This window comes from Paenibacillus sp. Y568 (assembly GCF_059445545.1).
Genome location: NZ_JCAIUM010000007.1, coordinates 55,806 through 68,085, shown reverse-complemented (window position 1 = coordinate 68,085; position 12,280 = coordinate 55,806). Strand labels below are relative to the sequence as shown.

Below are 12,280 nucleotides of genomic sequence, written 5' to 3'. Positions count from 1 at the left end.
CAAATGAGAAAAATGTACTCGAATATACAAAAAAAGCACCAACCATGGTCGGTGCTTAAATATAAACCATTCCAATTATTGATTCAGATCGGGACGTTTGCCTGTAACAAGGTAGACAACACTTTCTCCAATATTTGTCGCATGGTCTGCAATACGCTCAATATAACGTCCAACTAATGTAAGTAACATGACTTGCGAGGATGACTCAGGATTTGATGATAGATAGGAATATAGCTCAGTAATCATTTGTCCGTATAAATGATCGACTTCATCGTCATCCTGTGCCATTTTGTAGGCAAGATCCGTATTCTCATCAAGATATGCTGTGATAGCCTCCGTGATCATGACCTTAACGATTGCTGCCATATTAGGAATGTCAACAAGTGGCTTAATCAACTGTTGTCCTTGAAGACGCATGGTGACTTTGGCCACATCAAGAGCGAGATCGCCCATTCTCTCCAAATCACTAGAGATTTTGAATGCAACAATGATCCGTCTTAAATCCTTGGCAACAGGCTGTTGTGTCACAATGAGCCGTGATCCTATATCCATAATCTGATCTTCCATTGCATTGAGCAGTATATCATCTTTCACGATCTGTTGAGCTTTAACCGTATCCAACGTATGCAGTGCCGTTATCGCACCTTCTAATGCTTCGATAACATGCTCTCCCATACGTAGCAATAGTGACCGCAACTCATCCAAGTCTTGATCTAACCCGATTCTTCGAATCATATGTTCTGTCATCCTCCTATCAATGGTCTTATTTTAGTATCAATCCAATATATCGGTGTTTATCCGATTTATCCGAATCTGCCTGATATATAATCTTCTGTACGTGAATCCTGTGGGTTGGTAAATAATTGATCTGTTTCATCAGCTTCAACGACTTCTCCATTAAGGAAGAATACAGTTCTTCCCGATACACGTGCAGCTTGGTGCATATTATGTGTAACCATTACAATCGTGTAGGTATCTTTTAATTCCTGTACCAACTCTTCAATTTTGAGCGTAGAGATTGGATCCAGTGCAGAAGTTGCTTCATCCATTAACAGAATATCAGGTTGTACTGCTAGTGCGCGTGCAATACACAAACGTTGTTGTTGTCCACCTGATAGACTAAGTGCAGACCGTTTCAAGTAATCCTTTACTTCTTCCCAGAGCGAAGCCTGACGCAGACTCTGTTCTACAAGTTTATCTAATTCTGCTTTATGATTTATTCCATGTAAGCGAGGACCATAAGCAACGTTATCATATATTGATTTGGGAAAAGGGTTCGGTTGCTGAAACACCATACCAACCTGTTTACGAAGTACTTCAACATGCACATCTTCTTCATATATTTCTTTGCCATTAATTTGGATTGAACCAACAATCTTTGTTCCAGGGATCATATCATTCATTCGATTCAATGTACGTAATAGTGTAGATTTACCACAGCCTGACGGACCTATAAAAGATGTAATTGTTTTTTCAGGTATCGTGAGGTCTACATCCTTGAGCGCATGGTAATTTCCATAAAATAGATTCAGTTTCTTAATATGGATAATATCTTCCATTTAATGATCAGGTCTCCTTATCTTTACGTGGTGTTCTTACTAATATTACTATCGTTATGTAAATGCAGTATCCTAAGATTGTAAACGCTATGTAAAATCTATATACGAATCACTCCTGTAAATATGTGACGATTTGTCAAACCAAGACCTGTCGCTTAGCTTGACGAATCGTCAAATAGCTAAAGGAAATACTCATCTAATTACATGGATTGATGAGCATTTCTTTTTTTATTAACCACTAATTTATATCCCACACCTCGAATAGAATCGATATGTACAGAATCGGGATCAAGCTCGAGCTTTTTGCGGAGTGAGCTGACATGTACGTCCACTGTTCTCTGTCCCCCGATATAGTCAAATCCCCATACCTCATTCATTAAGTCATCCCTTGTAAGAACTACCCCAGGTTTACGGGCTAGGTACAGTAAGACTTCGAATTCTTTAGGACGTAAGTTAATGCTCTGGCCACCTAATGTGACTTCATATTTATCAGGGAATATTTCCAATTGACCTAATGAGAGCATAGACGCTGAAGTCTGTGTTGTAATCCTCACTTCTTCTGATTTGCCAGACACACGTCTCATGACAGCACTCACTCTTGCAAGGAGTTCTGAGACACCAAAAGGCTTCGTAATATAGTCATCCGCTCCTGATTTAAGCCCTTGAACGACTTCTTCTTCCCCTGTTCTTGCTGTCAAAATAATAATAGGTGTCACAATACCTTGTGTACGTAATTTATTCAAAATATCAATTCCATTCATACCTGGTAACATCAGATCTAATAGAATTAAATCAAAGGATTCCCGAACAGCTCTTTCATAACCTGAAGTCCCGTGATCCTCCATCGTTACATCATAGCCTTCTTGCGACAAATTATAAGATAATAGTCTGGCCAATGTCGGCTCATCTTCAATAACCAACAATCGTTGCGACATATGGAACCTCCATTCTTTTATCATCTCGAAATAGAGATGCTAGTTCAACATGATTCATCATACCACCATAATGTTAAGGGAGTGTAAACTCGAAACAATCTAATCCATTTATTTCGTAAGAAGAGAGCTATCGATCATCATCTTGTAAAAAAGGTAATTCCACGATAAAGGAACTCCCAATATTAAGCTCACTCTCCACGGATAAACGCCCCTTATGCATATCAACTAAATGCTTAACAATGGATAGTCCCAGACCTGTTCCACCTGAACCCCGTGAACGAGCCTTGTCCACGCGATAGAAACGTTCAAATATTCGTGGCAAATCTTTTTTGGGAATACCTAACCCAGTGTCCATTACTGTAAATTGAACACGATCTTCATCGTTATCCTGCTCTATGTGACAAACAGTCAGCTTGACTCGCCCTCCTTCCTGCGTGTAATTAATTGCATTGGAGAGAAGATTAATAAAAATCTGCCGTAGTTTATCTTCATCTGCTTCAATAAATAATTCGTCAGGAATATCTCTTTCCAAGCTAATTCCCTTTTTATCTGCCATCGTATTCATCGTTTCTATTACCGACGCAAAGAACGAGGATAAATGAACAGGAGAATAATCCATTGGGATACGTTTAGATTCAATCTTAGACAAATCCAGAATGTCACTAATGAGTCTATTCAAGCGTTCGCTCTCATCATATATGATTTGTAGAAATGACCGCACAGTCTTCTTATCAGTCACACCCCCGCCAAGTAGTGTTTCTGCAAATCCTTTAACTGCAGCAATGGGTGTCTTTAACTCATGAGATACATTTGCAACAAATTCACTTCTCATATTCTCCAACCTACGAATCGCTGATATATCCTGAAGTAAGAACAATATTCCCTTGTAGGAACCCTCTTCATCTAACATGGGAACACCATCAATCCGCATCATTCTTTCCTCAGGATAATATAAACTGCGTTCCTCGTGGATTGGAATCCGGAGAGATATCCCTTCTTTAAAGACCTTCGACAATTCGTAATGTTGCTTCATTTCTGTAAATGATCTACCTAAGACATGATCACTCTTCATTTTTAGCATCTCTTCAGCAGCTGGATTAATGACGGCTATATTATCATTCACATCAATCATCAGTATGCCACTGGTCATATTGTCCAATACACTCTGTATTAAATCCTCATTATCCCGAATTCTCTTCACTTGATTCTGCAAACTATCTGCCATTGCATTAATGGCATATCCCAACTGCCCGACTTCATCATGACGCTCTAATTGTACTCGAGCGTCATAATCAATTTGCGAAATTCTCCTAGCTACCTTTATTATCTTCTCTAAGGGTAAAGTTAAACTCGTAGCCATTCGGATACTGATCAGTGCTGCAACAACAAATAGAATGAGTAGCCACACTGCCATAAGTGTCCAAGCATGCTGAAGCCCTTTATCAATAGATTCAAGACTAACGGATAACCGGATATATCCATCAAATGTATTGCCCACTTTGACCGGTGTAGCAACATATAGCATATTTCGTCCAAGGGAACTACTGTATCTTATAACATGTCCAACGCCCTCTTTTGCCGCCGCTGCAATCTCTTCTCGATTGATGTGGTTATCCATCAGCAGTGGATCTCTCTCTGAATCTCCAATGACAGTCCCGTCGCGCTCAATAAAAGTGACACGAGAGTCAATTAACTTTCCGATTTCTTGGGCTTCTTTTGTATAATACTGATTAACTTCCTTATTCTCCGTTAAGGGAAAATCAAGAGTTTTACTTAATAGTTTTATTTCCCGGGTCATATTCTCCTCAAGCACAATAATGTGAGAATTCTTAAATACTTTAGCCATAGTCAGTCCAGCGCCGACCATCGTCAATCCAATCATGATCATTAAAATAAGGGTTAATCTAGTACGATATGACTTCATATTTCTAATTCTCCCATGAGTTTAATATATTATGTATTTAGCTAGTCGAATAACCACCACGAGTATAACAGAAGTAATCCATCTAATCTATCTATGTAGAATTACAAAAGAATAAAAGACCCATACCTCAATTTAAATATCAGGTACGGGTCTTACTGTTCGTTATTAACCGTTCACAATTTCTCCGCCATTAACATGGATAACTTGTCCACTAACATATGATGAATCATCCGATGCAAGGTAGACATAGGCTGGGGACAGTTCTTCCGGCTGACCGGGACGCTTCATTGGTTGTGTCCCCCCGAACTCACTTACTTTCTTTGCATCAAAAGTGGATGGTATAAGTGGCGTCCAGATTGGCCCTGGCGCTACTGCATTCACTCGGATTCCCTTTTCGATGACATTCATTGACAGTGAACGTGTAAAACTTACAATGGCTCCTTTTGTCGAAGAGTAATCAATGAGGGTAGCATTACCTTTGTATGCCGTAATGGAAGCCGTATTAATGATTTTACTACCACTCTTCAGATGCGGCATAACTGCTTTGGTCATATAAAACATACTGAATATATTCGTTCGGAACGTACGCTCCAATTGTTCACTCGTAATATCTTCAATTTTCTGTTGGGGATGCTGTTCAGCCGCGTTATTCACAAGAATGTCCACTTTCCCGAACTGATCAATCGTTTGCTTCACCGACGTTTTGCAGAATTCTTCATCTCCAATATCTCCGGGAACTAATAGGCATTTACGCCCTTCTTGTTCTATTTGTCGTTGGGTTTCCTTTGCATCATCATGTTCATTCAAATAGAAAATAGCCAAATCTGCTCCTTCTTTAGCAAAAGCAACAGCTGTCGCTCTTCCAATCCCACTATCTCCGCCGGTGATGATTGCAACTTTGTCTTGTAATTTCCCTGCAGCCTTGTACGTTGGTGACTCAAATACAGGTAGCGGATTCATCTTACTTTCGACACCTGGCTGTTGATCCTGATGTTGTGGTGGTAAGGTTTTGTTAGGTTGTTGGTTTGACATATGATTCATTCTCCCTTCTAAACTATCTTATTAGGATGGCATAAATCGTTATTAACTATTCTTTTTTGCCAATTTATTACCACAATATCTAACGTAATAATCAGTAAATATATATTAACTTCATTTTCGTATTCAATGCTAGATAAAGAACGAAAAAGACAGCAGCACAAGGAATCCTCGTAACTGCTGTCTTTTATAATCATTTCGTTATGACCAAGTAAATCTCCAATGTACATCCATTGAATCTACTTCAGTCTTACTCTCTTATAAAGCACTAAATGATGTCCGTATATACCATGAAGAATACCATTACTAGCAAACAAACCGCCAATAGTGCACTCATTGTACGTAACTTTCCAAGATGTGCTGAAATATCTTTCTTTTCCTTGATGTTGGCAATTGCAAGCTTCAAAGGTTTGCTCATCATTCCACTAATTGCGAATAAAGCGACTAATAGTACAACAACTACTGTCATCCATACTGCTGAATAGTCTCCCTTAGTCATAAGATATCCGCCTGTTAGAAACTGAACTAACAAACCGATTTGAGCAAACACATTGAAACTACGAATAGATGCAGCGCTTCCTTCTTGTGCAGGCAAGGATAACGATGACATTTTACTAACGATAAACGGCAATAACAGGTAGAACCCCACGGATAATGCTCCTAAAATATGTACAAAACTCATAATCATCCACATTGAAAATATCCTCCTAAAAACTATTTTTTTGTGATAAATATCACACTAATTATACCTCAGCTATAAATGAAAAGAAAGAAGCCCCTTTGCTTTTGACAGACAAAGAGGCTTCTCTCTTCATAATTTTGACACTTTTACAATTCCTTATACATCAGTATGAAATATTCTATCCTAGACACTTACCACGGATGTGACATTTCGAACGGAAACAGCTGACTTATCTAGCGCTGATTTCTCATCAGCAGTCAACTCTAGTTCAAATATCTTCTCTATCCCATCGCCACCAAGAATCGTAGGAACGCCCAAAAATAGGTTATCGTATCCATACTCACCTTCAAGTAGAGCAATAACTGGAATAATTCGCTTCTTATCTTTTAGAATTGCTTCGGTCATTTGTACTAAAGATGCTGCTGGAGCGTAATAAGCGCTACCGTTACCCAGTAGGTTTACAATTTCACCGCCACCAACCCGTGTGCGTTGGACAATCTCTTGAATGCGTTCAGCGCTGATCAAGGTATCAATAGGTATTCCCCCAACGCTTGAATAACGAACTAGAGGAACCATATCATCACCATGTCCACCTAATACAAACCCACGAACATCTTCAACGGATACATTTAACTCTTGTGCAATAAAAGTACAGTAGCGAGCTGTATCCAGGACGCCCGATTGTCCAATGACACGGTTCTTTGGAAATCCAAGCGTGTTATACGCCACATATGTCATAGCATCCACAGGATTACTTAGAATAATGACGATAGAGTTTGGAGCATACTTCTTAACGTTCTCACATACCGACTTCACAATCCCTGCATTTGTATTCACAAGGTCATCACGGCTCATTCCAGGCTTGCGGGCAATACCTGCTGTAATAATTACAACATCGGAGTCAGCAGCATCTTCATAGTTAGACGTACCGATAATTTGGCTATCAAATCCTTGGACAGGACTAGCTTCCATCATATCAAGTGCCTTACCTTTAGTTGGATTCTCTAACTGAGGAATATCAATCAATACGACATCCCCAAGCTCCTTTTGTGCTAACATAAATGCAGTTGTGGCACCAGTAAAACCGGCTCCAACAACCGATATTTTATTTCGCTTTAAGCCCATAATCGAATGATCCTCCTTACTGATTACATATTTTTAATGACTTGATCTGCGAACTCTGAACATTTAACTTCTGTAGCTCCATCCATTTGACGAGCGAAATCGTAAGTTACAATTTTTTCGTTAATCGATGTTTCCATACCTTTATAAATAAGGTCCGCTGCTTCTTTCCATCCCAAATGCTCTAGTAACATAACACCAGATAGAATAACAGAACCTGGATTCACAAGATCTTTATCTGCATATTTCGGAGCTGTACCATGTGTAGCTTCAAAAATAGCGTGTCCTGTCACATAGTTAATATTAGCTCCTGGAGCTATACCAATCCCACCAATCTGTGCTGCTAGAGCATCAGATAAATAGTCTCCGTTAAGGTTAAGTGTAGCAATAACGTCGAAGTCTGTTGGACGAGTTAGAACCTGTTGCAACGCGATATCCGCTATAGCATCTTTAATAATAATCTTGCCAGCTGCTTCGGCTTCCTTCTGTGCTGCGTTCGCTGCGTCTTCTCCCTCTTTTTCTTTAATAACATCGTATTGAGCCCATGTGAATACTTTATCTCCGAACTCTTGTTCAGCGACTTCATATCCCCAGTTCTTAAATGCACCTTCTGTAAATTTCATGATGTTACCTTTGTGTACTAAAGTTACACTCTTACGACCATGCTCGATTGCATATTCCACCGCAGCGCGAACAAGTCGCTTAGATCCTTCTTCGGATACGGGTTTGATACCGATTCCTGAAGTTTCTGGGAAGCGAATCTTGTTAACGCCCATTTCCTCTTTAAGGAATGTGATCAATTTCTTAACTGCCTCAGAACCCTCTTGATACTCAATTCCTGCGTAGATATCTTCTGTGTTCTCACGGAAAATGACCATATCTACTAATTCAGGACGTTTCACTGGAGAAGGTACACCTTTGAAATAACGAACGGGACGTAAACATACATATAGATCTAATTCTTGACGTAATGCCACGTTCAAAGAACGAATTCCTCCACCAATTGGTGTAGTCAAAGGCCCTTTAATAGCTACGATATATTCACGGATCGCTTCTAGCGTATCGTTCGGTAACCACTCACCATATTCATTAAAAGCTTTTTCCCCTGCAAATACTTCATACCAAGCAATTTTCTTAGATCCACCGTAAGCTTTATCTACCGCTGCATCAAGTACGCGTTTGGAAGCCTTCCAGATATCTCGTCCAGTTCCATCCCCTTCAATGAACGGAATGATTGGGAAATTGGGAACGTTTAGTACGCCATCTTGAATCTCGATCTTGTCACCTTCGGTTGGTAATTCGTACTTTTCTAATTTGAACATGTATTTTAGTCCTCCTAAAAGTTTTTTTGTAGCATCGCATCTGAGAGTAATCATCGTAAAAAAACTTGCTTCGTAAGCATAATGTTTTTTTTAGCGGTACATTCTTGAGTTTACTTCGTAAAAAAATCACTCCGAAAGCATACACTTAGTTTTTTTTGTAGCATCGCTTCGTAAGCATAATCCTTTTTTAGTGTTACACTCTTGAGTATACCGTAAAAAATCACTTTGGAAGTAGAACTCTCAATTTCTCAATGGACTACTTCCAAAAATGAAGTTTAGCGCATTGCAATAGATGTATATTTCTGATCATGCAATCCGACGTATTCTGCACGTGGACGAATGATTCGATTGTCTACCAATTGTTCAAGAATATGTGCTGTCCATCCGGATACACGACTAATAGCAAAGATCGGTGTAAACAATTCACGTTCTATACCAAGCTGTGTATATACAGAAGCGGAATAGAAATCAACGTTAGGTTTTAGACCCTTTTGCCCAGTAACCATTTCTTCTATCTTAACAGACATTTCATAGAGCTCAGACTTACTGTTTTCACTAAGTTCACGTGACATCGTCTGTAGATATTTCGCCCGTGGATCTCCATTCTTGTAAACCCGGTGACCGAATCCCATAATAATTTCACGTTTATTCAACTTATCTTGGATATAACCCTCAACTTGATCTATCGAGCCAATTTCCTCTAACATTTTCATTACAGCTTCATTTGCTCCACCATGTAAAGGTCCTTTTAGAGCTCCAATCGCAGAAGTAACTCCCGAATATATATCAGAAAGCGTCGCTACCGTTACTCGACCTGCAAACGTGGATGCGTTTAACTCGTGATCAGCATGAAGTACAAGAGCTTGATCTAGAGCTTTTATAGAAGTCTCATCCGGTTGTTCGCCTCTTAGCATAAATAGAAAGTTTTCTGCAATCGATAGTCCTTTTTGTGGAGGGATCGGTTCTTGCCCATTACGAATACGCGAAAGTGCAGCTACGATCGTAGGTAATTGTGCCTGTAATTTAACTGCTTTCTTCTCATTCGCGGTGCGACTCATATCATCCGCGGCTTCATCATACAAAGCAAGGCCAGATATGGCAGTACGAAGCGCAGCCATCGTATTCGTATCTTTAGGATACAACTTCATCTGTTCAACCAATTCATTGGGGATCGGTGCATAAGTATCGAAATCTTGCTTCAGGTCATGTAATTCTTGAGCTGTAGGTAACTTACCGAACCACAACAAATAGGCAACTTCTTCAAAATTAGCATGTTGTGCCAATTCATTGATATCATATCCGCGATATGTAAGTACACCATCCACGATTGAACTAATGGATGAAGTCGCAGCTACGACACCTTCTAATCCTTTGGTTGCTGTCATCGTACATCTCTCCTTTTTTTTGATAACGTATTTTTAAGAGGGCTATCAGCAAGAATGAAAACATTTACATTTTTAAATATTCAAAATATAACATCCAGATTAAACCTTCTAATATCATAATGGATTTTGTCTGATATGTGAACAATTTGAACGCCATTTAACGCATCAAATTGTTTTATCGGTTCCATAAAGAAATTTTTGGAAGCCTTTTCAATTCATCAAATATAAAAGGCGAACCTCACAGAATTCGCCTCATCGGTGTCAATCATCGTCTATACACGGTCATATTGCCGTTTTTCATTTTTTTCTTCAACCATTTCAGAATAAACAGACGATAAATAGGTCGGCTCAATGGAAAGATCATCGTGAATCCAATGGCATCTGTAAAAAATCCTGGCAAGACTAGTAATAATCCCCCGACAAAAATACTGATACCATCTACTAGGGTTCTACCAGGAATCTGCCCCGTCTTCATTTGTGAACGCGCGTCTTCGAGCACTTTTCGACCTTCAAATCGCATCATAACGAGACCGATTGCCGAAGTGAATAGCGTTAGTAGAAACGTATTCATTCCTCCGAATTTTCCGATTACAAAATCAAATACGTATATCTCAATCATTGCGATAATGATGATTAATCCCATAATCCACTTCCACATATCTAATCTCCTCCCCTAAAGATGTTTACATGTCTAAATCATAATCTACTCACGTGCAATTATCCAGTTTCGTTATAAGGGCGCTCTGCATTAACAATTAGAGTAGAAAAAATAACGACCTATTTAAAATAGGCCGTTATGATATCTTATATTCAATTTGATCGTTTCAGATCAATTATTTATTAATTACGCTCACTTTTATAAGGTTAGTAGAACCTGAACGTCCCAAAGGTACACCTGCTGTAATCACAACAAGATCTCCTTCACTAACAAGTCCTGAATCAACTCCACCTTGGATAGCATAATCAAACATTTCATCTGTTGTAGAAGCTTGTTTGCCCTTCACAGGAGTTACTCCCCATGTAAGAGTTAGACGACGCATTGTACGATCTTCAGTCGTTACAGCGACAATAGGAGCTTCTGGACGGTATTTAGAAACAACACGAGCCGTGTGACCTGATTCAGTTGAAGAAATGATTGCTTTTGCATTCAAATCTAATGCTGAAATCGTAACTGCTTGGCTGATAGCTTCAGTAACGCTTGTTTCTTGAATTGTGCTTTGTTTCAAGAAAAGTTCACGATAATTAAGAGCAGATTCTGCCTTCTCAGCGATACGGGACATCGTTAATACAGACTCAACAGGATATTTCCCTGCTGCTGTTTCACCAGATAACATGATAGCATCTGTACCATCAAAAATGGCATTTGCTACGTCACTTGCTTCAGCGCGAGTTGGACGTGGGTTACGTTGCATAGAATCAAGCATTTGTGTAGCTGTGATTACCGGTTTACCTGCACAGTTTGCTTTTTCAATCATCATTTTTTGTACCAATGGTACGTCTTCTGCTGGAATTTCTGTACCTAGATCTCCACGTGCAACCATTAATCCATCAGAAACCTCAAGAATTTCATCAAGGTTGTCGACACCTTCTTGGTTTTCAATTTTGGAGATGATGTTGATGTGTCCTGCATTATGACGTTCTAGCAATTCACGAATTTCAAGCACATCACTCGCTTTACGAACGAATGAAGCAGCAATAAAGTCGATGTCTTGTCCGATACCAAAAATGATATCGTTTGCGTCTTTTTCAGTGATCCCTGGTAGAGAAATGCGAACGCCTGGTACGTTAACACCTTTTTTACTCTTAATCGTACCACCATTAACAATAAGACACTTAATTTCTGTTCCTTGAACTTCTACAACTGTCAAACCAATCAAACCATCATCGATAAGTATAGTTGAACCTACTTGTACATCTTTTGGAAGATTAGAATAAGTAATGGAAATACGATTCTTATCTCCAAGAATTTCTTCCGTAGTCAATGTAAGGTATTCGTCTTGAACAAGTTCAATTGGTTCAACTGCAAGCTTACCTGTACGAATTTCAGGACCTTTAGTATCTAAAAGGATGGCAACTGTCTTTCCTAATTCCTTACAAGCTTGACGAATGACATTAATACGGTTGCCATGTTCATCAAAGTCACCGTGGGAAAAGTTTAGACGTGCTACATTCATGCCAGCCATGATCAATTTTTTAGTATTTTCAAGTGATTCACTTGCTGGACCGATCGTACATACAATTTTAGTTTTGCGCATTATAGTGTTCCTCCGTTTTTTAAAGATCTCTCTTTATCATCTTTTCAACAATTAAATC

Annotated in this window: 11 protein-coding genes; all 11 read right to left on the bottom strand. The window is 39.2% G+C overall.

The window, feature by feature from the left end; all coding sequences use genetic code 11:
• Nucleotides 1-75: 75 nt before the first annotated feature.
• The 11 genes from phoU to pyk all read right to left on the bottom strand — a co-directional run bounded on the left by phoU (nucleotide 76) and on the right by pyk (nucleotide 12,222).
• On the bottom strand, nucleotides 76-735 hold the full coding sequence (gene phoU, locus AC1D7X_RS11590; RefSeq protein WP_495455406.1) for a phosphate signaling complex protein PhoU: 660 nt from the start codon (nucleotides 733-735) through the stop codon (nucleotides 76-78).
• Between the two features lie 68 nt (nucleotides 736-803).
• Nucleotides 804-1,559: a phosphate ABC transporter ATP-binding protein PstB gene (gene pstB / locus AC1D7X_RS11585; RefSeq protein ID WP_495455405.1), complete on the bottom strand. Its 756-nt coding sequence runs from the start codon at nucleotides 1,557-1,559 to the stop codon at nucleotides 804-806.
• A gap of 200 nt (nucleotides 1,560-1,759) precedes the next feature.
• Complete coding sequence (locus AC1D7X_RS11580) at nucleotides 1,760-2,494, bottom strand: response regulator transcription factor (protein ID WP_495455404.1); 735 nt, start codon at nucleotides 2,492-2,494, stop codon at nucleotides 1,760-1,762.
• Nucleotides 2,495-2,621: 127 nt separating this feature from the next.
• On the bottom strand, nucleotides 2,622-4,418 hold the full coding sequence (pnpS, locus tag AC1D7X_RS11575; protein ID WP_495455403.1) for a two-component system histidine kinase PnpS: 1,797 nt from the start codon (nucleotides 4,416-4,418) through the stop codon (nucleotides 2,622-2,624).
• Nucleotides 4,419-4,583: 165 nt separating this feature from the next.
• Nucleotides 4,584-5,450, bottom strand: coding sequence for an SDR family oxidoreductase (locus AC1D7X_RS11570; RefSeq protein WP_495455402.1), 867 nt, complete (start codon nucleotides 5,448-5,450; stop codon nucleotides 4,584-4,586).
• Nucleotides 5,451-5,724: 274 nt separating this feature from the next.
• The gene (locus AC1D7X_RS11565) at nucleotides 5,725-6,150 is read right to left on the bottom strand and encodes a hypothetical protein (RefSeq protein ID WP_495455401.1); all 426 of its coding nucleotides are present in this window, start codon (nucleotides 6,148-6,150) and stop codon (nucleotides 5,725-5,727) included.
• Nucleotides 6,151-6,321: 171 nt separating this feature from the next.
• Nucleotides 6,322-7,263 (bottom strand): malate dehydrogenase, encoded by a 942-nt coding sequence (gene mdh / locus AC1D7X_RS11560; RefSeq protein WP_495455400.1) that lies wholly within the window; start codon nucleotides 7,261-7,263, stop codon nucleotides 6,322-6,324.
• 23 nt (nucleotides 7,264-7,286) lie between these two features.
• The gene (icd, locus tag AC1D7X_RS11555) at nucleotides 7,287-8,582 is read right to left on the bottom strand and encodes an NADP-dependent isocitrate dehydrogenase (RefSeq protein ID WP_495455399.1); all 1,296 of its coding nucleotides are present in this window, start codon (nucleotides 8,580-8,582) and stop codon (nucleotides 7,287-7,289) included.
• A gap of 275 nt (nucleotides 8,583-8,857) precedes the next feature.
• A complete protein-coding gene (locus AC1D7X_RS11550) occupies nucleotides 8,858-9,967 on the bottom strand; it encodes a citrate/2-methylcitrate synthase (protein WP_495455398.1) in 1,110 nt (369 codons plus the stop codon).
• A gap of 265 nt (nucleotides 9,968-10,232) precedes the next feature.
• A complete protein-coding gene (locus AC1D7X_RS11545; protein WP_495455397.1) occupies nucleotides 10,233-10,625 on the bottom strand; it encodes an FxsA family protein in 393 nt (130 codons plus the stop codon).
• A gap of 175 nt (nucleotides 10,626-10,800) precedes the next feature.
• Complete coding sequence (gene pyk, locus AC1D7X_RS11540) at nucleotides 10,801-12,222, bottom strand: pyruvate kinase (protein ID WP_495475259.1); 1,422 nt, start codon at nucleotides 12,220-12,222, stop codon at nucleotides 10,801-10,803.
• Nucleotides 12,223-12,280: the final 58 nt, after the last annotated feature.

Coding starts and splice junctions, on each gene's coding strand:
- phoU (WP_495455406.1), bottom strand. CDS start 735: ATGATTCGAAGAATCGGGTTAGATCAAGACTTGGATGAGTTGCGGTCA.
- pstB (WP_495455405.1), bottom strand. CDS start 1,559: ATGGAAGATATTATCCATATTAAGAAACTGAATCTATTTTATGGAAAT.
- AC1D7X_RS11580 (WP_495455404.1), bottom strand. CDS start 2,494: ATGTCGCAACGATTGTTGGTTATTGAAGATGAGCCGACATTGGCCAGA.
- pnpS (WP_495455403.1), bottom strand. CDS start 4,418: ATGAAGTCATATCGTACTAGATTAACCCTTATTTTAATGATCATGATT.
- AC1D7X_RS11570 (WP_495455402.1), bottom strand. CDS start 5,450: ATGTCAAACCAACAACCTAACAAAACCTTACCACCACAACATCAGGAT.
- AC1D7X_RS11565 (WP_495455401.1), bottom strand. CDS start 6,150: ATGTGGATGATTATGAGTTTTGTACATATTTTAGGAGCATTATCCGTG.
- mdh (WP_495455400.1), bottom strand. CDS start 7,263: ATGGGCTTAAAGCGAAATAAAATATCGGTTGTTGGAGCCGGTTTTACT.
- icd (WP_495455399.1), bottom strand. CDS start 8,582: ATGTTCAAATTAGAAAAGTACGAATTACCAACCGAAGGTGACAAGATC.
- AC1D7X_RS11550 (WP_495455398.1), bottom strand. CDS start 9,967: ATGACAGCAACCAAAGGATTAGAAGGTGTCGTAGCTGCGACTTCATCC.
- AC1D7X_RS11545 (WP_495455397.1), bottom strand. CDS start 10,625: ATGTGGAAGTGGATTATGGGATTAATCATCATTATCGCAATGATTGAG.
- pyk (WP_495475259.1), bottom strand. CDS start 12,222: ATGCGCAAAACTAAAATTGTATGTACGATCGGTCCAGCAAGTGAATCA.